Below are 21,138 nucleotides of genomic sequence, written 5' to 3'. Positions count from 1 at the left end.
CAAGATGCCAAGGGTAGCGGGGTCTGCGGTGCGTGAACCAACACGAATGTAGACCGGCCAAGATGGAGCCCCTTCAGTGTCATGGCCGCATCTCTTCCGTTTCGCAACAATGTGATCGTCTCGCCGGACTTTGGCCCTCGCATCAGGGGTTGAAATCACCATGCCTCTCTGACTTGCTGCGCCTGAGCAAAAGTTTGAAGGGAACGGCCATGACACAGACCAAGATCGCGGTGATCGGCGGATCAGGGCTTTATGAAATCGACGGCCTGAAGGACGCTGATTGGGTCACGGTGGAGACACCTTGGGGTGCGCCGTCTGACGCGATCCTGACCGGCACCTTGGACGGGGTAGAGATGGCATTTTTGCCGCGCCACGGCCGAGGCCATGTGCACAGCCCCAGTACAGTGCCCTACCGCGCCAACATCGACGCGCTCAAACGGTTGGGTTGCACGGATGTGATCAGTGTCTCTGCCTGCGGGTCGTTCCGCGAGGAAATGGCACCGGGCGACTTTGTCATCGTGGATCAATTCATTGACCGCACATTCGCGCGTGAGAAATCATTCTTTGGCACCGGATGTGTTGCCCATGTCAGCGTGGCACACCCGACATGCCCCCGACTTGGCGACGCCTGCGAAACGGCTGCCAAGGCCAGCGGCATCAACGTGCATCGCGGTGGCACCTATCTGGCGATGGAAGGGCCGCAGTTCTCCACGCTGGCTGAGTCGAAAATGTACCGCGAAAGCTGGGGGGCCGATGTGATTGGCATGACCAATATGCCAGAAGCAAAACTCGCCCGCGAGGCTGAGCTTTGTTATGCTTCCGTGGCAATGATCACCGACTACGACAGCTGGCATCCCGATCATGGCGAAGTGGACGTAACCGCGATTATCGCCACGCTGATGGGCAATGCTGACAAAGCGAGAAATCTAATTGCTGGCCTGCCAAAGCTTTTGGGGGAGGACCGCGCTGCCTGTCCGCACGGATGCGACCGGGCACTAGAGTTCGCGATTATGACACAGCCCGATGCACGCGATCCTGCACTGATGGCCAAGCTGGACGCCGTTGCCGGACGTATGCTCTGAAACCGAATGGCGGCTGAAAGATATTCCGCGAAATCCTGCAAAGGCAGGCTTTACGCTTGAATTGCGCAGGCTGTGCTGTCTTGGATAGCACGATCCGAAACAGGAGATTTCCGATGCCTCTCGATTTATGGCTCACCTTCGTTGCCGCCTCAACAGCACTCCTGTTGATCCCCGGACCTACAGTATTACTGGTATTGAGCTATGCACTGAGTAAAGGGCGCTCTGTCGCCGTTGCCTCTGCTGCGGGGGTCGCGCTTGGTGATCTGATCGCGATGAGCGCATCGCTTGCAGGTCTGGGCGCGCTGGTCCTCACCTCTGCCACGATGTTTACCGTGCTCAAATGGGCCGGTGTCATATATCTGGTTTGGCTCGGGATCAAACTGATCCGTTCGGCCCCCTCAGGTGGGCTAAGTCTGCCAGCGCAAGCGGATGTTACCGGACGTCAGGTTTTTGGTCATGCAGCGGCGGTCACCGCGCTCAACCCGAAATCCATCGCCTTTTTCATTGCCTTTGTACCGCAATTTATATCGCCCGCGGCCCCCCTTCTGCCCCAGTTCGCAATCCTGATTGCAACCTTTGTAGGTCTTGCGGCCTTGAACGCCTTTGCATATGCGCTGATGGCCGACCGTCTGCGCCGCATCATCGCCAGACCGTCGATCATAACCTGGATTACGCGCGGCGGCGGTGCTGCGCTGATCGGAATGGGCATTCTTACCGCCACCCTACGCCGGAGCACCACATGAAAAAGATCGAAGACTACATCCGCACTATCGTCGATTTCCCACACGAGGGCATCATGTTCCGCGATGTGACCACCTTATTTGCCGACCCACGCGGGTTTCGCATGGCGATTGACCAGATGCTTCATCCCTACGCAGGGATGGAGATCGACAAAGTAGTCGGGCTCGAGGCGCGGGGCTTCATCCTTGGAGGAGCCATTGCACACCAGCTTTCTGTAGGTTTCGTGCCGATCCGCAAAAAAGGCAAGCTGCCCGGCAAGGTAATCAGTCAGGACTATACCCTTGAGTACGGTGAAGCGATTGTCGAAATCCACGACGATGCCATTCAGCCCGGCGAAAAGGTTCTGGTCGTAGACGATCTGCTTGCCACAGGCGGCACAGCCGAAGCCGGCATCAAATTGATAGAGCGGTTGGGAGGCGAGATTTTCTCAACCGCATTTATCATTGATCTGCCAGAACTTGGCGGGCGCAAAAAGCTTGAAGCGATGGGCATGGAAGTACACGCCCTGTGCGCGTTTGATGGCCACTAGGCCCGCAGGACCGCACCGGGGTTCATGATCCCTTTGGGGTCAAGGGCTGCTTTGATCGCACGCATGGCCGACAGCTTTGCCGGATCACCATAGTGCTCCAGATCCTCGACCTTGAGCCGCCCGATGCCGTGCTCCGCACTGATCGAGCCACCCATTTCGTGAATAAGGTCGTGGATCGCCGCTTTGATCGCCGGTCGCTGGTTTTCATGATCCGCACGGGATTTTCCCGGCGTCGGGAAGACATTGTAATGCAGATTACCGTCACCCACGTGGCCAAAACAATTGATGCGAAACTCACCTATGCCTGCAATCGCATCGCCACCCTTGCGGATAAATTCAGGGATCGCGCTTAAGGGTACTGACACATCGTGGCTCGAGACAGAGCCGATGCGCCGGTTCGCTTCGGGAAGCATTTCCCGCACTTTCCAGAATGCCGCGGCCTGTGTTTCGTTTTGCGCCACGATGCCGTCCGGTACGATCCCGGCCTCATTGGCCGCAACAAAAAGCGCCTCAAGCGCCGCTTCCGGATTCAGATCACCGCTCAGCCCTACGTCAATCAGGACACACCATTCTGGTGCGGTGTCAAACGGCAGACGCACGTCTAATCCGGTTTCCGTAAGGAACTCGAAACCCTGACGGTGCATCAGCTCAAACGCACTTACCATCTCGCCCAATTGGGCGCGGGCCAGAGACAGCAGATCAAGCGCCGCGCGCGGGCTGTCGACCACCAGCAGCGCAGTGCCGCTTCGTGCAGGCTTCGGGAACAGCTTGAGCGCGGCAGCAGTAATAACCCCCAGCGTGCCCTCGGCCCCGATCAGCAGATGCCGCAGGTCATAGCCGGTATTGTTCTTGCGCAGTCGGGTCAGGCCATTCCAAATCTGACCATCAGGCAGCACAGCTTCCAGCCCGAGACACAGATCACGTGCGTTACCATAGCGCAGCACGCCTGTTCCGCCCGCATTCGTCGCCAGATTGCCCCCGATCCGGGCTGTTCCTTCAGCCGCCAGTGAAAGTGGAAACAGGCGGTCCGCCGCATCTGCAGCAGCCTGCACATCCGCCAGAATCACACCGGCCTCGGCGATCAGAACGTTCTCATCGGGAAAGACGTCGCGCACCTTGTTCATGCGCTCCAGCGACAGGATCAAGGGTGCCGTCCCTTCAGAGGCGATTTGCCCCCCAACCAAACCGGTGCCGCCGCCGTAGGGAATAACACCGACGCCAGCCTCGCCCGCGTGACGGATTAATGTGGCGACTTCGCCTGTGGTGCGCGGCTGTGCCAAAAGCGCCTGTGCCCCTGCATAGCGTCCGCGCGGTTCTTCAAGATAGCGCGCCTCAACAGGGCGGAATACCTCATCCGGCAGATCAGCGGAAAGGCGGGAGCGAAAGGCGGCGTCAGCAGGATTCAATGTCATGCGCTATTGATCCCGCGCCGTGACACGGGATGCAAGATGCTATCGTGTCACATTCAGATAGGAAGGCCGCAGCACCATGATCGTCGGGCGCGATGGCAACCGGTCAAGCGAAACAACCAGCGAAGGCCCACCCGTGCGCACGATGGTGAACTCATCGCTCATTCCGGTCAGGAAATCATCCAGCGCAAAATCTGAAAACCAGTGCATCGGGATGACGATAGAAGATTTCAGCCGTTTGAGCACCGAAATCATCGTTGGCTGATCCAGTGTATAGCCACCATCAACCGGTGCCATCACCACATCCAGCCGCCCCAGCGCGGCATGTTGCGCGTCATCCGGTGCATGGTGCAGATGCCCCAGATGCCCGATGCACAGACCAGCCATCTCGAAAACAAAAATTGAATTGCCGTTCTCTTCGATGGCCGAAAACTGGGACCGGATGTCCGTGGACACATTGCGTATCAGCACTTCTCCCAGATCAAGTCGGTGTTCGATACCCTCCCCGAACGGCCCCCATCCTTCAAGCGGATGCGGGATGGCGGGATCGGGGAACGCCGTCCAATGGCTGTCGTGGGCATGGTTCATGGTGACCACATCCGGCGTGAAAGGCAGTGTGCCGGTAAAGCCTGTGAAATCGGTCACTATGTTTAATCCGCCATGACTGCGGATCAGAAACGAAGCATGTGCGATGTAATGAAGCAGCACCGTTTCCTCGGTCACATCGGGCAGGTTTGCACGGGTGACATAGTGGAAATCGGGGTTCGAATTGGCCAAGGCGATACAGTGGCTGGGTGTGCGTTCTTGGGCATTTGCTGTGCCCGCAAAACTGAGCAGCAGTATAAGGATCAAACGAAACATCATGGTGCCTCCCTTTACGACAGAATAGCACGGCTTTCCCTTGGGTCAGCAAATGTCTGGAGTATTCCATCATTCATGCTTGGCAGGGCTCGTTTTTGCAGCATAGGTGGGTAGGTAAGAGCCAAGGAGACAACGATGCTGCAATTAAGATCATGGGTGCCTGAAAAGAGCGAGACGCTGGTGCAAAAGTTGGCGCTACGGACAAACGGGCAAAGCACCTCGGATATCGCAGCGCGCATCGGCGACTTGGCAGAGGAAAACCGCAACATCCATGAACGCGATTGCTTCAACCTGAACCCTGCGACCAACGTGATGTCGCCGCGTGCCGAAGCGATCCTGTCGTCAGGTATCGGCACGCGTCCTTCGCTGGGTTACCCCGGTGACAAATACGAAATGGGACTGGAAGCGATTGAAGAGATCGAGGTGATTGCCGCAAGCCTATGCGCCCAAGTATTTGATGCCCAGTTTGCCGAAATTCGCGTTGCTTCGGGCGCGATGGCGAACCTTTATGCGTTCATGGCGACCTGTAAACCGGGGGATACAATCATCGCCCCGCCCGCGAGCGTCGGGGGGCACGTGACGCATCACGCGGCGGGCTGTGCAGGGTTGTTCGGATTGAAAACAGTTGAGGCACCGGTGAACGCCGACGGCTACACTGTCGATATCGAGGGACTGCGTGCCTTGGCCCAGGACGTGCGGCCCGCGTTAATTACCATTGGCTCATCGCTCAACCTCTTTGAACACCCGGTAGCCGAAGTACGCGACATCGCGGATGCTGTGGGAGCCAAAGTTCTGTTCGATGCGGCACATCAATGCGGCATCATCGCGGGTCGTGCATGGCGTAACCCGCTGGCCGAAGGAACACATCTGATGACGATGAGCACCTACAAAAGCCTTGGCGGACCGGCAGGTGGTTTGATCGTAAGCAACGACGCGGAAATAGCCGAAAAGCTGGACGCGATTGCCTTTCCGGGAATGACGGCGAATTTTGACGCGGCCAAATCTGCCGCGCTGGCACTGACGATGCTGGACTGGATTGACTTCGGCCAAGACTATGCAAAGCAGATGATTACCGTTGCACAGGCGCTCGCGGACAAGCTGGAGGCAGAAGGTCTACCCGTGTTCCGTACCGAACAGGGCATCACCAAATCCCATCAATTCGCCGTCAGAGCCGCACCTTATGGCGGTGGCCAAGCCGCGAGCAAGACGCTTCGCAAAGCAGGTTTTCTGGCGTGCGGGATCGGATTGCCGATTGATCCGGTGCCGGGTGACATGAACGGATTGCGCATCGGCACACCGGAGCTTGTGCGTTGGGGGGTAGGGCCTGACGATGTGGACGGGATCGGATCGCTTATCGCGCAAGCGCTGAAGTCTGATGATCCTGCCGCCCTGGCACCACAGACACGCGCATTGCGGGCGAAGTTTCAAACGCTGCATTTCGTCGGAGGCTGAAGCCCTAGCCTACGTCCGTCTTCCCCCGCCGATCACTGCGCAGCGAAGCATAAAGCACATGCGTGCGCCAACGCCCGTCGATCTGCAAATAGCTTTGTGCGACGCCTTCGTATTTGAAGCCTGTTTTCTCAAGCAACCCGCGTGAGGCTGCGTTCTCCGGCAGGCAGGCGGCCTCGATCCGGCTAAGGTCCAGCCGGGTGAAGGCATGATGGACAACCGCATGAATTGCCTCGCGCATATAGCCCTGCCGCGCAAAGGTTTCTCCTGTCCAATAGCCTAGCGTCCCCGATTGGGCGGGTCCGCGCCGGATGTTGTCGAGCGTGATCGCCCCCATAAGCGTGTCATCTTCTCGGCGGAGAAGAAAAAGGGGCAAGGCACTGCCACTGCTGACAGAGCGCTGCGCCCAATAGACACGGTTGGTAAAGGCTTTACGGCTCAGATGATCCTGAGCCCACGACGGCTCCCACTTGCTGAGAAAATCGCGGCTACGCACGCGCAGCGCGGTCCAGTCGCGGTAGTCCGCATGCACCGGTGGGCGCAAAGTGAGCCGCTCGGTCTCAATCCGCAATTTGCGCTTGAGCAGGATCATCAGGCGGCGCGGCGGGCTTGCAAGTCTTCGAGACCCGGCGCGTCTTCGACCGGACCATAAAGTGCCAGAGCAGCGGGTGCCTCTGCGGCCATCCGTTCGGCCAGATCGCGCACATCGCCGGTTGTCACTGCATCGATCTTTTCGATGGTCTCGGAAAGCGGCGGAATGCGGTCCCATATCTGGATCAGGCGCGCCAAACGCTCGGCTCTGTTCGACGGGCTTTCCAGCCCCATCAACAAACCTGCTTTCATCTGCGCACGCGCGCGCGCGACTTCTGCCGGCGACATATCGGTAGCAGCACGCTTCATCTCGTCGATCGTGATGTTTGCAAGTTCAGGCAATTGTTCGCCCGAGGTGCCGGCGTAGATCGTGGTCATGCCGGTATCGGCATGGGCACCTGCTTGGGCAAAGATCGTATAGCACAGGCCACGATTTTCGCGGATCTCCTGAAACAGCCGCGAAGACATGCCGCCGCCAAGTGCCGACGCATATATCTGTGCGACATAAATATCATCGGCGCGGTAGCCCGGAGATTCGAAACCGAGCGCAAAGTGCGCCTGCTCGAGCTTCTTGATCTGGCGGGTTTCACCGCCCTGAAAACGCGCGGTCTGGACCTCGAACAAGGGCTTGGAAGGCATATCGCCAAAGAGGTCTTCGGCCATCTTCACAATCGCGTCGTGGTCGACAGCACCGGCAGCGGCCAAAATCATCTGCTCTGGTCCGTAGTGCTGCGCAATGAAACCTTGCAGGTCTGACTGGGAAAAGCTCGATACGCGCTCGGACGGTCCAAGGATGGTCCGGCCCAAGGGCTGTCCCGGATAGGCCTGCTCCTGCAACCAGTCAAAGATTACATCATCAGGTGTATCGAGCGCCTGCCCGATTTCTTGCAGGATAACGCCACGCTCTACCTCAATTTCGTTCGGATCGAGAATGGGATTGCGCAAGATATCGGCGATGACATCCAGACCAAGCGCCACATCGTTCTCCAGAACGCGGACATAATAGGCTGTGACTTCGCGGCTGGTGTAGGCATTGATATAGCCTCCCACGTCCTCGATCGCTTCGGCAATCTGCAAAGATGTCCGCTTGGCCGTGCCTTTGAATGCCATATGCTCCAGAAAGTGGGCAATGCCGTTTTGCTGCGGCGTCTCGTGCCGCCCGCCTGCATTGACCCACACGCCGATAGAGGCCGAGGCAAGGCCGGGCATATGTTCTGTTACAATGCGAAAACCGTTGGGCAGGCGATGCTCTTGCAGGCTCATGTGTTGAGAACCCCGTTGATGTGCGTTTTCAGCGCCTCGAGATCATTGGCAACACGGGTCAGGCGTTCATCACGCTCGAACAGATCGGCCATGCGCCGTGGCAGAGGTGGCCGAATGCCTGTAGCATCCTCAACCGCATCCGGAAATTTCGCCGGATGCGCTGTGGCCAACGTGATCATTGGCGTCGCTTCATCGCGCAATTCCTGCGCTACCTTCACGCCGACAGCGGAATGCGGGCACAAAAGCTCTCCGGTGGTGGCCAGCGCATCGGTGATAGTTTGCGTGGTCTCCGCCTCGGACGCGCGTCCTGAGGTGTAGATGTCCTGAAGCGCCTGCATCGCGCCTTGGGACACATCAAACCCGCCCTGCCCAAGCTCGGACATCAGCTGCGCGACAGCATTGCCATCACGATCATAGGCATCAAACAAGGCACGCTCGAAATTGGAACTGACCTGAATATCCATGGACGGGCTGATCGACGCGTGAACCGTGCCCTTATGATACCCCTGACCTTTCAGACAGCGGTCCAGAATATCATTCTGGTTGGTTGCAACGACCAGTTCCTTGATCGGCAATCCCATCCGCTTGGCGATGTAGCCCGCAAAGATATCACCGAAGTTGCCCGTCGGCACGGTAAAGCTGACCTCTCGCAGTGGCGCGCCAAGAGATGTGGCGGCGGTGAAGTAATAAACGACCTGCGCAAGCACACGGCCCCAGTTGATGGAGTTTACCCCAGCAAGGCGCACGCCGTCGCGGAACTCGAAGTCATTGAACATGTCCTTGAGCCGCGCCTGACAGTCGTCGAAATCGCCATCGACCGCCAGGGCGTGCACGTTGGATTCGGTTGGCGTGGTCATTTGCCTGCGTTGAACGTCGCTCACGCGGCCATGGGGATAAAGGATAAAGACGTCTACGTTGTCGAGACCGCGAAACGCTTCAATCGCGGCAGAGCCTGTATCGCCGGACGTTGCGCCAACGATAGTCACGCGCTCCCCTTTGCGGCCCAAAGCCAGCTGGAACATCTGACCAATCAGCTGCATCGCAAAGTCTTTGAACGCAAGCGTTGGCCCGTGAAAGAGCTCAAGCAAGAAGTGGTTCGGCGCAAGTTGAACCATTGGCGCGCGCGCGGCATGCCCGAAAGTGGCGTAGGCCTTGGCGATCAAGTCGCGGAACTCGTCGTCTGTAAAAGTATCGCCTATAAACGGACGCATGACGGTAAAGGCCACGTCTTCGTAGGATTGTCCCTGCATGGCGGCAATCTGATCTGCAGTCAGCGTCGGGATCGTTTCGGGAACGTAAAGACCGCCATCGCGGGCAAGGCCGGTTAGCATCGCTTCTTCAAAGCTCAAAACGGGCGCTGAGCCACGGGTAGAGATATAGCGCATGAAAGTCAGCTTTCGGATTTGGGTGCGCGGCGGCGGCGCAGGAACAAAAGGGACATGGCCAACCAGATGGCTGCCAAAGAGAACCAGGTAATAGCGTATTGAAGGTGATCGTTCGGGATCCGACTGGTATCGACTGGAAAGGGGCTGATGGCAGGATCATCCTCGGACACAGTGCGGGCCACAACCATCACCGGTTCGGTTCCCAGCAGATCGGCCATTGCCTGTACGTCGCGGGCGAACCAGATGTTGTTGTTGATATCCGGCTCAGGCGTGTAGCTGTCAGTTTCCTGCGGCCATTGCAGATTGCCGGTGACGGTTACCTCCCCCACGGGAGTGGTGAAACCGGCGTTGCCTGTAACAATAAATCCACGGTCAAGCAGGACGCGGCGGTCGCGCAGTTCAAGCGCAGTGATAAGCCGGTAGCCTGCGCCAAGATCCTTCTGCGACACCAGCACGCGCAACGTTTCGCCTGTCATCTTGCCTGTGACGGCGACGGGCAGATAGGCATCCTCGTCCGGATCAGGTGTCTCTGGCAAGGCAACGGGGGCGTCCAGAATGCGGGCATCGATTGTAGCGATGACCCCTTCTTTCCACGCCAGTCTTTGAACCTGCCAAACGCCAAGCGCCACCAGTATGGCAGCACCCCCGAGGCCGATGACAAGAAGGAAAAGAGCGCGGTTCATAGAGCCATTCGCAGACAAAGAAAAAGCGCGCAAAGTGATCTTTGCGCGCTTGGGTTTTGAGATATCAGGGCGTCAGATGCAACCCCGCCAAGACGGTTTATACCGCTGGGACGCCCCAGATGTAGACGGCAAAGAACAAAAACAGCCAGACCACATCGACGAAGTGCCAGTACCATGCTGCAGCTTCGAAACCGACGTGCTGCTCGGGGGTGAAGTCGCCCTTCATCGCCCGGACCAGACAAACAGCCAGGAAGATCGTTCCGATGACCACGTGCATGCCGTGAAAGCCTGTTGCCATGAAGAAGGCAGAGAAGAAGGCATCGCCACCAAACACCCAATCATGGTGCAGGATCAGCTCGGCGTATTCGTAGGCTTGCAATGCTGTAAACGCGACACCCAAAACGATAGAGATCGCGAGACCGTTGATAACGTCCTTACGGTTGTTCTCGTGCACCAATGCGTGGTGTGCCCATGTCACGGCACAGCCTGAAAGCAGCAGGATGAGCGTGTTGATCAGGGGCAGGTGAAATGCGTTAACCGGATCGAACACAGGCGGCACATACTCTGAACCTACGTATTCGTTCATCGGGTAGATGGCCTGTTTGAAGAACGTCCAGAACCACGCAACAAAGAACATCACTTCGGACATGATGAACAGGATAAAGCCATACCGCAGGCCCAGACGCACAACGCCCGTGTGATCGCCAATGCGGCTTTCGAGTACAACCTCACGCCACCAGCCGAACATCACATAGAGGGTTGCAACAAAACCACCCCAGAACAGGAAGGGCGTAATATCGTGCATCCACAGGACAGCACCGAAGAGCATAACAAAGCCCGCAAGCGCGCCCAGAAGCGGCCATGTTGAGGGGGCGAGGATGTGGTAGTCGTGGTTCTTTGCATGGGCCATTTGGTGCGTCCCCTTCTTAATTCAGGTCTGTTGTGCTGCCTGCCGTATCGAGGGAGGCATACCCCTCGGGCAGATCGATTTCGTAGAATGTATAGGAAAGCGTGATGGTGTGTACATACTTCCCGTCACGATCCGCGACGATTTCAGGATCGACAAAAAAGCTAACCGGCATTTGCACAGTTTCACCCGGCGCAAGCACCTGCTCGGTAAAGCAAAAGCAGTCGATCTTGTCGAAGAATGCGCCCGCAGTATAGGGCGTTACATTATAGCTTGCCTGCCCCGCGATCGGGCGGCTTGTCGGATTGTGCGCCTCGTAGAACGCAAGCGCAGTCTCACCGATGCGGACTTCCATTTCACGCACGACCGGCTTGAACTCCCAAGCCATGTTGTTGTTGAGCGTACCATCAAAGCGGATGGTGATTGTCTTGTCGAGAATCTCGTCGCCGGCAGCGGAGACCTGCTGCGGCACACCGCCAAATCCGGTGACCCGGCAGAACCAATCGTAGAAGGGAACGGAGGCCCAGGCGAGACCACCCATCACCAGAACTAGGGAAACAGTTTGCGCAACCGTTTTAGCAGGGCCTGAAAGTGCCATCAGTCCGTTCCTCCGGATCCGGTGGCAGTGTTGGCTGTGCCCGGTGCGCGGGCAAAGTCAGTCTCAGTAATCTTGACGAATGTCAGGATCATGATCAGCACGACAAATCCTGCCAACATCAGACCAACGCCTGTATTGCGGCCTTTGCGGCGGCCATGAAGCTCATGCTCGGCGCGAATACCCATTTACCAGCCTCCTAGACCGTAGGGGCGCAATGTCGCTTCCAGCAGAATCGCGCCAAAATGCAAGAACAGATAGTAGAGGGACAAACGGAAGAATTTCCGCTCGACCAGATAGTTGTCTTCTTCGGCCATCACCTCGTCACGCTGCCAGATACGGTAAGCACCCAGCAGGAACAACGCATTCAGGATAACCGCAGCCGTCAGATAGATGTAGCCGCCAATGGCTGTGAACCCCGTACCAACGGCAAGAACGACCAGCAGGATCGTGTAGATCAGGATATGGCGGCGTGTCGCCGGACGTCCATGTGTCACCGTAAGCATGGGCACATCAGCATCGTCATAGTCAGAGCGCATGAACAACGCCAGCGCCCAGAAGTGGGGCGGCGTCCACATGAAGATAAGGGCAAACATCAACCACGCTTCGACAGAGAAGCTGCCGGTGGCGATGATCCAGCCGATGACAGGCGGAAACGCCCCCGCAGCACCGCCGATTACGATGTTCTGTGGGGTCGCACGCTTGAGCCACATGGAATAGACAACCGCGTAGAACAGGATGGTAAACAGCAGCATACCAGCAGCCAACAGATTAGCGCTGAGCGCGAGCATCATCACCGACAGACCTGAGAGTGCAACACCTAGGGCAAGCGCTTCGCCCGGTTGTACTTTTCCAGCGGGGATGGGGCGCTTTGCTGTGCGGCGCATGACCGCGTCGATGTCGGCATCCCACCACATGTTCAGCGCACCCGAGGCCCCTGCCCCGATGGCAACAAAAAGGATCGACGCAAAGCCAACGACCGGATGAACCGAAGTCGGCGCAGCAAGCATCCCCACTACTGCTGTAAAGACCACGAGCTGCATCACACGCGGCTTGAGCAGGGCAAAATAATCGCCCAGTTGCGCCTCGTATTCGCCAGCAGGTGTGTTGGTCATATCAGTCATCAGTTTTTTCCGCAGGTTCATGTCTCGGGCCGCATGCGCATGTAAGCGCCCTGGCGTCGTATCGAGCGAAAACTTCCGTTTCCGTTATAGGTGAGGGTGGGACTTTGCCCCACCCTGCAATTCATCAGTCTCAGTTAGATGCGACCTTAACTGTCTGGGGAATACCCGCGTATTCCTCTTTGGCGTTGCCCAGCCACTCTTGATAAGCCGCTTCGGACACGACCTTCACGGTGATAGGCATATAAGCGTGAGCCTGACCGCAAAGCTCTGAACATTGGCCAAAGTACACGCCTTCTTTCTCAGCGCTGAACCACAGTTCTGCCAGACGACCGGGAACGGCGTCCTGTTTTACGCCAAATGCAGGGATCGTCCATGAGTGGATCACATCCGACCCTGTAACCTGCATAACGATCGTTTTGCCGACAGGAACAACAACCGCTGTATCGGTGGCCAGAAGCCACTCGTTACGTGAATATCCAGCTTCTTCGAGCTTGGCGACCATCACGTCATCCAAACGGTTTGCAATTGCACCCGCCTCTTCCTCTTCGGAGGTCAGCGTGGCCGGTGCGCCGATCATGTAGCTGTCAAAGCCAAAACCGTCGTCAACATACTCATAAGACCAGTACCACTGGTTGCCGATTGCCTTGATCGTCACGTCAGCCTGCGGGATTTCCTGCTGGCGGAACAGGATCGGCAACGAATACGCGCCGATAAGGACCAGAATCAGGATCGGGCCGATGGTCCAAGCCACCTCAACAGGTGTGTGGTGTGTAAAGCTGGCCGCCGTCGGGTTGCGCTTTGCGTTGTAGCGAATGACGACCCAGGCCATCAAACCTGTCACGAAAACAGTGATAATGGTGATGATCACCAGAATCAGGTAATCGAGATCGTGAATATCTTGCGCCAACCGCGTGACCGCGGGCTGAAAGCCCATTTTGCCGTCTACAGGTGTTCCAATCACCTCAAGACCGTCGATCCGCAACGCGTCCTGCGCCAAGGCAGGAAGGGCAGAAAAGGTGGCCATGAGTGCACTGAGTGAGAGAAGTTGTTTCATGTGTCGTCCTGATCTTGTGACCAAATATTGGCTACGGTAGGTCGGCTTTGCGCATGGTCGACGCCCGGCCGTTGTCATCTGCGTGCTTACAATCATATTCTAAAGCCAAGATAAAGCCATTCGATTGCGGCAAACAGACGCGAACTCGCAGAAACACCGAAAATTCAGGACAGATTTCATGACCCATACGCCTTTTACGCCGTTTGAGACCTTAATCGACCGCGAAACCGCGCTTGGCGTGCTCCGTGAAGCGGTTGCGGGTGCCGATGATGGCGAGCTGTTTTTCGAACGCCGCCGTTCCGAAGCGCTGATGTTCGATGACGGTCGGCTCAAGACAGCCAGCTACGATGCGAGCGAGGGATTCGGCCTGCGCGCGGTGCGCGGTGAGGTCGCAGGCTATGCCCATTCGACAGAAATCTCCGAACAGGCCATGCGCAGAGCGTCGGAAACAGCCAGACTTGCCGTCGGTGATGGTGGCGGCACCTGGGCCGACGCGCCCGAGGGCACGAACAAAAAGCTTTATACCGATGACGATCCGATCGAAGGTGCGACGTTTCCGGTCAAGGTAGAGACCCTGCGCGAAATAGATGCTTTTGCCCGCGGGCTGGATGCACGTGTGGTGCAAGTGAGTGCAAGCATCGCGGCAAGCCTGCAGGAGATTGTGATTCTCAGGCCCGAAGGCACATCCGTCAGCGATGTCCGCCCCATGACCCGCGTGAATGTCTCGGTCATCGTGGAGCAGGACGGACGGCGCGAAAGCGGTAGTGCCGGCGGCGGTGGGCGCATCGGTCTTGATGGGCTGCTTGATCCCGCCGATTGGCAAGCCAAAACGCGCGAGGCCCTGCGGATCGCTGCTGTAAACCTTGAGGCAGTTCCCGCCCCTGCCGGTGTTATGGACGTAGTGCTTGGTCCGGGCTGGCCCGGTATTTTGCTGCACGAGGCCATCGGCCATGGTCTGGAAGGCGATTTCAACCGCAAGGGCAGCTCGGCTTTCGCTGGTCTCATGGGTCAGCAGATCGCCGCGAAAGGCGTGACAGTGCTCGATGATGGGACAATCCCCGACAGGCGGGGATCTATCTCGGTTGATGACGAGGGCACCCCCTCTGCCAAAAACACGCTGATCGAGGACGGCAAACTGGTTGGCTACATGCAGGACCGGCAGAATGCGCGCTTGATGGGTGTGAAAAGCACCGGCAACGGGCGGCGGCAGTCCTACGCCCACATCCCAATGCCGCGTATGACCAACACTTATATGTTGGGCGGCGATGTGGCACCGGGTGACATTGTAGCCGACCTAAAGGACGGCATCTATGCTGTAGGGTTTGGCGGCGGGCAGGTCGACATCACAAATGGCAAATTCGTGTTCTCCTGTACCGAAGCCTACCGCGTGCAGAACGGCGTAGTTGGAGCCCCCGTAAAAGGGGCCACCTTGATCGGCGACGGGGCGACAGCACTCAGGCAAATCCGCGCCATCGGAAATGATCCCGCACTTGATCCGGGCATGGGAAACTGCGGCAAACAGGGACAGTGGGTGCCTGTCGGGGTGGGTCAGCCTACGCTGATGATTGGCGGCTTGACAGTCGGAGGGGCGGCAGCCTGAGCGCCCTTCATACAATTCAGGATGGCCAATTGAATATGCGTTCGGGGGATTGGGGTTTGTGGCCTTGGGCACCTTGCCCCTTCCACCGGTATTAGGGTTTTCAATCGGCACCGCCGTCGTACTTTTTGTACGGTCGCTGCCTGTCGGTCTTGCGCATCTTTCAATCCGCCGTGGTAAAGTTAAATGCACCGTTCAGAATACCCCTCCCGTTGTTACCTGCGATTGCGCGCGGTCGGATGCCCTGCGGTTGGGCTTTGCTAATGCGCATGCCTGTCAGCGCAACGCAGCAATCTCTACAGCACTGGCCCGCGCGGCATTTGAACTTCAATCTCCGAATTCCATTCATGCCCTGTTAACCAACGCGGCCTATATGTGATTCCAGCAACAGACGGAGATCCGGGATGACTGACAAGGAGCACTATCCTTCTTCCACTCACCCCCCACTCCCACCCACCCCGGAAGACGAACAGTTTGCCCGGCTTCGTTTGTTGCGCTCGCGCCGGGTCGGCATAGCGACGTATAAACGATTGCTGACTGAACATGGCACTGCGCAGAATGCGCTGGCCGCGCTGCCGGAGGTGGCGCGTGCCGCGGGCGTATCAGGCTATCAGATTTGTCCCGAAGGTGTCATCTGGTCCGAGCTGAAAGCCGCCCGTGCAGTCGGGGCAAAGCTGGTTGCCATGGGGGATGCCGCATACCCCGCTAATCTGGCAGACATTGATGATGCGCCCCCCTTCTTGTGGTGTCTGGGTAATGTGGCGTTGATGGCGCGCCCTATGATTTCAATGGTCGGTGCGCGCAACGCGTCATCGCTTGGGACCCGCATGGCCAAGGCGTTAGCACGTGATCTGGGTGCTGCCGGATTCATTATTGTGTCAGGCTTGGCCCGTGGCGTGGATGCCGCAGCGCATCTCGCGTCCTTGGAGACTGGCACAATCGCGGTGCAAGCCGGTGGCGTCGATGTCATGTATCCGGCAGAGAATACCGAACTTGCACGTTCGATCGGACAATCAGGCCTACGCCTGTCCGAACAGGCTATGGGCCTGCAACCTATGGCACGGCATTTTCCCAGCCGGAACCGGATCATTTCCGGCCTATCGCGCGCAACCATAGTCGTAGAAGCGGCGGCAAAGTCCGGCAGCTTGATTACTGCACGCGACGCGCTTGACCAAGGCCGTGACGTGCTTGCGGTGCCGGGCCACCCTTTTGATGCACGGGCATCCGGGTGCAACATGTTGCTGCGCGACGGGGCGACGCTGGTGCGCTCCGCCGCAGATGTGCTTGAAGTTCTGGGCGAGGCGACGCTGCCGGAAAAGCCTGCACGTGCCACAACACCGAAAAAACCGGCCCGCACGTTGCGCGAAACTGCAGCCCTGCACCTACAGATTCTATCCCGTCTTGGCCCTTCTCCGGTTGCTGAGGACCAGTTGATCCGTGACTTAAGCGTGGATGCGGCGCAGGTGGCACCGGTGCTTGTCGACCTTGAATTGGATGGACAGATCGCACGCCAGCCCGGCGGGTTGCTTAGCAAGGTCAGCTGATCTGTGACCGCCCATCGCAGCTGTCGCCCGACGGCCTTTTTCAATCTGCCCCTCCCTGCTTCAATGACCCGTACCGGCGCTGTACTTTCTTTTGCCTCGATAGGGCCAACCGCAGCTGCCGCATTGACAATACCCCAGACAATCCCACATGTGGCACCGTAAACTCCGCCCGTAAAATCCACGTAAGGTGCTTAATTATATGCCCGTAGTTGTCGTCGAATCCCCGGCCAAGGCCAAAACGATCAACAAATATCTGGGCGATAACTACACGGTTCTCGCGTCTTATGGGCACGTACGGGACCTGCCTCCCAAAGATGGTTCGGTCGACACAGACAACGAATTCGACATGAAGTGGGAGGTCGCCTCCGACAGTAAAAAGCACGTCAAAGCCATCGCCGACGCGCTGGCGAACGACAATGCACTGATCCTCGCAACTGACCCCGACCGTGAGGGCGAAGCGATCAGTTGGCACCTGCAAGAAGCATTGACCAAGCGCAAGTCGATCAAAAAAGATACACCTGTCAGCCGTGTGGTATTCAACCAGATCACCAAGAAGGCCGTGACCGAGGCGATGGACAATCCCCGTCAGGTCGACATGCCACTGGTCGAAGCCTATCTCGCGCGCCGTGCGCTTGATTATCTGGTGGGCTTCAACCTCTCGCCTGTTCTGTGGCGCAAGCTACCCGGTGCAAAATCCGCCGGCCGCGTGCAATCCGTCACTCTGCGCATCATTGTCGAGCGCGAGATGGAGATCGAAGCGTTCCGCAATCGTGAATACTGGAGCGTGAAGGCATTGCTTGCCACACCGCGCGGTCAGGAATTCGAAGCGCGGTTGGTCACATTGGCAGGCGACAAGCTTGATAAATTCGATCTGGCAGATGCGACGCAGGCCGAATTGGCCGTTTCCGCAATCACTTCGCGCGATTTGAGCGTGACAAGCGTCGAAGCAAAGCCGGCGACGCGCAATCCCTCAGCGCCTTTCATGACCTCGACCCTTCAGCAGGAAGCCAGCCGCAAGTTCGGCATGGGAGCGAAGGCCACGATGTCGACGGCCCAGCGCCTCTATGAGGCCGGACACATTACTTATATGCGGACAGATGGCATCGACATGGCACCCGAAGCCGTGACGATGGCCCGCGACGCGATCAAGGATCGCTACGGCGCGGAATATGTTCCGAAAGAGCCACGGATCTACAAGAACAAAGCCAAGAACGCCCAAGAAGCGCACGAGTGTGTGCGTCCTACGGACATGGAAAAAGATGCAGCTGCGCTGAAGTTGTCAGAGGATCAGGCCAAGCTTTACGATCTGATCTGGAAGCGCACCTTGGCCTGTCAGATGGAATCGGCCCGACTTGAGCGCACTGTTGTGGAGATCGGCAGCAAGGACGGTCAGGTCGGCCTGCGTGCAAACGGTCAAGTTGTTACCTTCGACGGTTTCCTGCGTGTCTATGAAGAAGGCCGCGATGATGTCGTGGACGAAGACGACAAGCGCCTGCCCCAGATCACTCAGGGCGACAAAATGGACAAGCGCTCTGTCACGCCCGAGCAGCACTTCACCCAACCGCCGCCACGCTATACCGAAGCCACACTGGTCAAGCGGATGGAAGAACTGGGCATCGGTCGCCCCTCGACCTATGCCAGCATCGTCACAACCATTCAGGACCGTGGCTATGTGCGCCGCGAAGGCCAGCGTCTGATCCCCGAAGACAAGGGGCGGTTGGTGACGGCGTTCCTAGAGAACTATTTCCGCAAATATATCGGCTATGACTTCACCGCTGATCTGGAAGACCAGCTTGATAAGGTTTCCGCCAACGACGCGGATTATAAAGAAGTGCTGAACCGGTTCTGGCGTGATTTCTCTGCAGCAATCGCCGAGACGGCCGATCTGCGCATCACCGAAGTTCTGGAAAAAATCAACGAGGTATTGGAACCACACCTATTCCCGCCCATGGAAGACGGCAGCGATCCGCGCCTGTGCCCCAATTGCGGGAAGGGCCGGTTGTCGATGCGGACCGCACGGTCCGGCGGTGCCTTTATCGGTTGCTCAGCCTATCCAGAGTGCCGGTATACCCGTCCCTTCGGTCCGCCCAATCCCGAGGCGGAAGCATCCGCCATACCCCCTGAAGGTAAACTGTTGGGGACCGATCAGGGTGACGAGATCCGTGTCTTCAAGGGACGCTTCGGTCCCTATGTCCAGCGCGGAGAGGTCACGGAAGAAAACAAGAAACCGCCACGCCAGTCGGTCCCCAAGGATTGGGAACCCGAAGAGCTGGAGCTGGACCGCGCCTTGATGCTGTTAAGCCTGCCGCGCGAGATCGGACCGCATCCCGAGGACGGGATCATGGTCTGGTCCAATATCGGTCGCTACGGCCCTTACCTCAAGCACGCGCCCAGCACGTCTGACAGGGGCGGCACCAACGCCAACCTGTCTGATATTGACGAGGTTTTCACCGTAGGCATGAACCGTGCCGTTCAGCTTCTGGCCGAGAAGGTTGCCAGCCGTGTCGGCCGCGGTGCCGCTGCAAAGCCTTTGCGCGAGTTGGGCGAACACCCGGCAGCGGGCGGTCCGGTGAATGTCATGAAAGGCAAATACGGGCCTTACGTGAAGTGGGAAAAGATCAATGCGACCATCCCCGATACGATCGATCCCGAAAAACTGACCATGGATCAGGCCGTGCATCTGATTGATGAACGTGCCGAAAAGGCGGGCAAGAAGAAACCCGCAGCCAAAAAGAAAGCCGCCCCAAAGAAGAAGGCCGCTGCAAAGAAGGCTCCCGCTGCCAAGAAAGCACCGGCGGCTAAAAAATCTGCCGCCAAGAAAACTGCCGCAAAAAAGAGCGACTGACATTTTTCGGATTGTGAACCCTGCCTGACCGGCCACTTCATGTTTTTGTGATTTGAATGGCCGGTCCGCACATGACAGTGCTGAGGGAAACTAACCCCAAGAGGCAGAGCAATGGCAAACAGGACTTTCACAAGACGTGGTATCTTGGCAAGCGGCGCGGCGATGGTTTTCGCCCCTTCTATATTGCGCGCAGAGACATCGGAACTGGCTGGTGTGCGGCGCAACATGACAAGCTTTATCGCGCAGGACTGGCAGGATCACTTTGATACGCTTGGCGCGTCTGCGATCGTGGCAGACACAACGTCGCGCGCATTACACTATTGGAACGCTGACGGCAGCGACTACCGCGTATATCCGACGTCCGTTCCCGCAACCGAGGAGTTGACCAAACGCGGCTACACAAAGATCGTGCGCAAAAAAGAGGGGCCGGACTGGACCCCTACCGCATCCATGATGGAGCGGTTTCCCGAATATCGCTATATGCCGCCTGGTCCATCGAACCCGCTTGGAACCCACGCGATGTACCTGAGCTGGCCTGCCTACATTATTCATGGGACCCATGACACGCGAAAGATCGGGCGCCGGTCCTCTGACGGGTGTATCGGGCTCTACAATGAAAAGATAGCAGAGCTCTTTGCGCTTTGCCCGGTCGGTACGCAGGTCCGGATCATCTGATAACGCACTGTCATTTTCTCCTCTCGAAGCGTTTGACACTGCTCCCGCGCGGCGTCACAAAAGGTTACGTTATTTTAGCCGCCGAGAGGGGAAACACCCATGAAGAAAGTGTACGGATCAGCCGCTGAGGCGCTTGAGGGCGTTCTGTCGGATGGCATGCTGATTGCGGCAGGCGGCTTTGGCTTGTCAGGTATTCCGGAATTGCTTTTGCAGGCAATCAAGGAAAGCGGTGCCAAGAACCTTACCTTCGCGTCCAACAACGCTGGTGTGGACGATTTCGGTATCGGCATTCTGTTGCAGACCCGTCAGGTCAAAAAGATGATCAGTTCTTATGTGGGCGAAAACGCCGAATTCATGCGCCAGTATCTGTCGGGTGAACTGGAGCTGGAGTTTAACCCCCAAGGCACTCTGGCGGAGCGCATGCGTGCTGGCGGTTGTGGTATCCCGGGGTTTTACACCAAAACCGGTGTCGGCACTGTGATTGCCGAAGGCAAGGAAGTGAAAAGCTTCAACGGGGAGGACTATATCCTCGAAGAAGGAATCGTCGCAGACCTGTCTATCGTCAAAGCATGGAAAGCAGACGAGACCGGCAATCTGGTGTTCCGCAAAACGGCGCGCAACTTCAACCCGCCTGCTGCTATGTGTGGCAAGGTCTGCGTGGTCGAGGTTGAAGAGATTGTGCCGACAGGGTCGCTTGATCCCGATATGATCCACCTGCCCGGCATCTATGTGCACCGGATCATTCAGGGCGAGCACGAAAAGCGGATTGAACAGCGCACGACCCGTAAACGCGAAGGGTAACTT

Annotated in this window: 20 protein-coding genes; 9 read left to right on the top strand and 11 right to left on the bottom strand. The window is 57.7% G+C overall.

The window, feature by feature from the left end; genetic code table 11:
- The first annotated feature begins 209 nt into the window (after positions 1-209).
- From Z946_RS0113395 to Z946_RS0113385, 3 genes are all read left to right on the top strand, one after another.
- A complete protein-coding gene (locus Z946_RS0113395; RefSeq protein ID WP_025056245.1) occupies positions 210-1,082 on the top strand; it encodes an S-methyl-5'-thioadenosine phosphorylase in 873 nt (290 codons plus the stop codon).
- A gap of 113 nt (positions 1,083-1,195) precedes the next feature.
- Positions 1,196-1,825: a LysE family translocator gene (locus tag Z946_RS0113390; protein ID WP_025056244.1), complete on the top strand. Its 630-nt coding sequence runs from the start codon at positions 1,196-1,198 to the stop codon at positions 1,823-1,825.
- Positions 1,822-2,352, top strand: a complete 531-nt coding sequence (locus tag Z946_RS0113385; RefSeq protein ID WP_025056243.1) for an adenine phosphoribosyltransferase — start codon at positions 1,822-1,824, stop codon at positions 2,350-2,352. The genes Z946_RS0113390 and Z946_RS0113385 overlap by 4 nt, the downstream gene beginning before the upstream one ends.
- Here the strand turns inward: Z946_RS0113385 and Z946_RS0113380 are convergent.
- Together Z946_RS0113380 and Z946_RS0113375 are read right to left on the bottom strand one after the other, a co-directional pair.
- Positions 2,349-3,764 (bottom strand): FAD-binding oxidoreductase, encoded by a 1,416-nt coding sequence (locus Z946_RS0113380; protein ID WP_025056242.1) that lies wholly within the window; start codon positions 3,762-3,764, stop codon positions 2,349-2,351. The genes Z946_RS0113385 and Z946_RS0113380 overlap by 4 nt on opposite strands.
- A gap of 39 nt (positions 3,765-3,803) precedes the next feature.
- A complete protein-coding gene (locus tag Z946_RS0113375) occupies positions 3,804-4,625 on the bottom strand; it encodes an MBL fold metallo-hydrolase (RefSeq protein ID WP_025056241.1) in 822 nt (273 codons plus the stop codon).
- A 132-nt stretch (positions 4,626-4,757) separates the two neighbouring features.
- Between Z946_RS0113375 and Z946_RS0113370 the strand changes: the two genes are divergently transcribed.
- Complete coding sequence (locus Z946_RS0113370; protein WP_025056240.1) at positions 4,758-6,074, top strand: serine hydroxymethyltransferase; 1,317 nt, start codon at positions 4,758-4,760, stop codon at positions 6,072-6,074.
- Between the two features lie 4 nt (positions 6,075-6,078).
- On the opposite strand, the gene Z946_RS0113365 is transcribed toward Z946_RS0113370, so the two are convergent.
- The 9 genes from Z946_RS0113365 to coxB all read right to left on the bottom strand — a co-directional run bounded on the left by Z946_RS0113365 (position 6,079) and on the right by coxB (position 13,673).
- Positions 6,079-6,663 (bottom strand): GNAT family N-acetyltransferase, encoded by a 585-nt coding sequence (locus Z946_RS0113365; protein ID WP_025056239.1) that lies wholly within the window; start codon positions 6,661-6,663, stop codon positions 6,079-6,081.
- Entirely contained in the window at positions 6,663-7,925 is a 1,263-nt protein-coding gene (locus Z946_RS0113360; RefSeq protein ID WP_025056238.1) for a M16 family metallopeptidase, read from the bottom strand. The genes Z946_RS0113365 and Z946_RS0113360 overlap by 1 nt, the downstream gene beginning before the upstream one ends.
- Complete coding sequence (gene thrC / locus Z946_RS0113355) at positions 7,922-9,310, bottom strand: threonine synthase (protein ID WP_025056237.1); 1,389 nt, start codon at positions 9,308-9,310, stop codon at positions 7,922-7,924. The genes Z946_RS0113360 and thrC overlap by 4 nt, the downstream gene beginning before the upstream one ends.
- Before the next feature lie 5 nt (positions 9,311-9,315).
- A complete protein-coding gene (locus Z946_RS0113350; RefSeq protein WP_025056236.1) occupies positions 9,316-9,993 on the bottom strand; it encodes an SURF1 family protein in 678 nt (225 codons plus the stop codon).
- Positions 9,994-10,090: 97 nt separating this feature from the next.
- Complete coding sequence (locus tag Z946_RS0113345) at positions 10,091-10,903, bottom strand: cytochrome c oxidase subunit 3 (protein ID WP_025056235.1); 813 nt, start codon at positions 10,901-10,903, stop codon at positions 10,091-10,093.
- A 16-nt stretch (positions 10,904-10,919) separates the two neighbouring features.
- Positions 10,920-11,498: a cytochrome c oxidase assembly protein gene (locus Z946_RS0113340; RefSeq protein WP_025056234.1), complete on the bottom strand. Its 579-nt coding sequence runs from the start codon at positions 11,496-11,498 to the stop codon at positions 10,920-10,922.
- Positions 11,498-11,683 carry a hypothetical protein gene (locus Z946_RS0113335; RefSeq protein WP_025056233.1) on the bottom strand — a complete coding sequence of 62 codons (186 nt, stop codon included), beginning with the start codon at positions 11,681-11,683 and terminating at the stop codon, positions 11,498-11,500. Before Z946_RS0113335 ends, Z946_RS0113340 begins: the two co-directional genes overlap by 1 nt.
- Positions 11,684-12,619 carry a heme o synthase gene (cyoE, locus tag Z946_RS0113330; RefSeq protein ID WP_025056232.1) on the bottom strand — a complete coding sequence of 312 codons (936 nt, stop codon included), beginning with the start codon at positions 12,617-12,619 and terminating at the stop codon, positions 11,684-11,686.
- 130 nt (positions 12,620-12,749) lie between these two features.
- Positions 12,750-13,673 (bottom strand): cytochrome c oxidase subunit II, encoded by a 924-nt coding sequence (gene coxB, locus Z946_RS0113325; protein ID WP_025056231.1) that lies wholly within the window; start codon positions 13,671-13,673, stop codon positions 12,750-12,752.
- 178 nt (positions 13,674-13,851) lie between these two features.
- On the opposite strand from coxB, the gene tldD reads away from it, so the two are divergent.
- From tldD to Z946_RS0113290, 5 genes are all read left to right on the top strand, one after another.
- Positions 13,852-15,273, top strand: a complete 1,422-nt coding sequence (gene tldD, locus Z946_RS0113315) for a metalloprotease TldD (protein ID WP_025056230.1) — start codon at positions 13,852-13,854, stop codon at positions 15,271-15,273.
- 401 nt (positions 15,274-15,674) lie between these two features.
- The gene (dprA, locus tag Z946_RS0113305; protein WP_025056228.1) at positions 15,675-16,814 is read left to right on the top strand and encodes a DNA-processing protein DprA; all 1,140 of its coding nucleotides are present in this window, start codon (positions 15,675-15,677) and stop codon (positions 16,812-16,814) included.
- A gap of 199 nt (positions 16,815-17,013) precedes the next feature.
- Positions 17,014-19,659: a type I DNA topoisomerase gene (gene topA / locus Z946_RS0113300; RefSeq protein WP_025056227.1), complete on the top strand. Its 2,646-nt coding sequence runs from the start codon at positions 17,014-17,016 to the stop codon at positions 19,657-19,659.
- Positions 19,660-19,770: 111 nt separating this feature from the next.
- On the top strand, positions 19,771-20,334 hold the full coding sequence (locus Z946_RS0113295; RefSeq protein WP_025056226.1) for a L,D-transpeptidase: 564 nt from the start codon (positions 19,771-19,773) through the stop codon (positions 20,332-20,334).
- A 99-nt stretch (positions 20,335-20,433) separates the two neighbouring features.
- Entirely contained in the window at positions 20,434-21,135 is a 702-nt protein-coding gene (locus Z946_RS0113290; protein ID WP_025056225.1) for a CoA transferase subunit A, read from the top strand.
- Positions 21,136-21,138: the final 3 nt, after the last annotated feature.

The organism is Sulfitobacter noctilucicola, assembly GCF_000622385.1.
GTDB classification, from domain to species: domain Bacteria; phylum Pseudomonadota; class Alphaproteobacteria; order Rhodobacterales; family Rhodobacteraceae; genus Sulfitobacter; species Sulfitobacter noctilucicola.
This window is presented reverse-complemented; position numbering and strand designations above follow the sequence as displayed.

Bases quoted from the DNA above. Each gene is read 5' to 3' on its own strand.
- Z946_RS0113365 (WP_025056239.1), bottom strand. From the start codon at position 6,663: ATGATCCTGCTCAAGCGCAAATTGCGGATTGAGACCGAGCGGCTCACT.
- dprA (WP_025056228.1), top strand. From the start codon at position 15,675: ATGACTGACAAGGAGCACTATCCTTCTTCCACTCACCCCCCACTCCCA.
- coxB (WP_025056231.1), bottom strand. From the start codon at position 13,673: ATGAAACAACTTCTCTCACTCAGTGCACTCATGGCCACCTTTTCTGCC.
- Z946_RS0113395 (WP_025056245.1), top strand. From the start codon at position 210: ATGACACAGACCAAGATCGCGGTGATCGGCGGATCAGGGCTTTATGAA.
- Z946_RS0113295 (WP_025056226.1), top strand. From the start codon at position 19,771: ATGGCAAACAGGACTTTCACAAGACGTGGTATCTTGGCAAGCGGCGCG.
- Z946_RS0113375 (WP_025056241.1), bottom strand. From the start codon at position 4,625: ATGATGTTTCGTTTGATCCTTATACTGCTGCTCAGTTTTGCGGGCACA.
- Z946_RS0113360 (WP_025056238.1), bottom strand. From the start codon at position 7,925: ATGAGCCTGCAAGAGCATCGCCTGCCCAACGGTTTTCGCATTGTAACA.
- topA (WP_025056227.1), top strand. From the start codon at position 17,014: ATGCCCGTAGTTGTCGTCGAATCCCCGGCCAAGGCCAAAACGATCAAC.
- Z946_RS0113380 (WP_025056242.1), bottom strand. From the start codon at position 3,764: ATGACATTGAATCCTGCTGACGCCGCCTTTCGCTCCCGCCTTTCCGCT.
- tldD (WP_025056230.1), top strand. From the start codon at position 13,852: ATGACCCATACGCCTTTTACGCCGTTTGAGACCTTAATCGACCGCGAA.
- Z946_RS0113340 (WP_025056234.1), bottom strand. From the start codon at position 11,498: ATGGCACTTTCAGGCCCTGCTAAAACGGTTGCGCAAACTGTTTCCCTA.
- cyoE (WP_025056232.1), bottom strand. From the start codon at position 12,619: ATGACTGATATGACCAACACACCTGCTGGCGAATACGAGGCGCAACTG.
- Z946_RS0113370 (WP_025056240.1), top strand. From the start codon at position 4,758: ATGCTGCAATTAAGATCATGGGTGCCTGAAAAGAGCGAGACGCTGGTG.
- Z946_RS0113290 (WP_025056225.1), top strand. From the start codon at position 20,434: ATGAAGAAAGTGTACGGATCAGCCGCTGAGGCGCTTGAGGGCGTTCTG.
- Z946_RS0113335 (WP_025056233.1), bottom strand. From the start codon at position 11,683: ATGGGTATTCGCGCCGAGCATGAGCTTCATGGCCGCCGCAAAGGCCGC.
- thrC (WP_025056237.1), bottom strand. From the start codon at position 9,310: ATGCGCTATATCTCTACCCGTGGCTCAGCGCCCGTTTTGAGCTTTGAA.
- Z946_RS0113350 (WP_025056236.1), bottom strand. From the start codon at position 9,993: ATGAACCGCGCTCTTTTCCTTCTTGTCATCGGCCTCGGGGGTGCTGCC.
- Z946_RS0113345 (WP_025056235.1), bottom strand. From the start codon at position 10,903: ATGGCCCATGCAAAGAACCACGACTACCACATCCTCGCCCCCTCAACA.
- Z946_RS0113385 (WP_025056243.1), top strand. From the start codon at position 1,822: ATGAAAAAGATCGAAGACTACATCCGCACTATCGTCGATTTCCCACAC.
- Z946_RS0113390 (WP_025056244.1), top strand. From the start codon at position 1,196: ATGCCTCTCGATTTATGGCTCACCTTCGTTGCCGCCTCAACAGCACTC.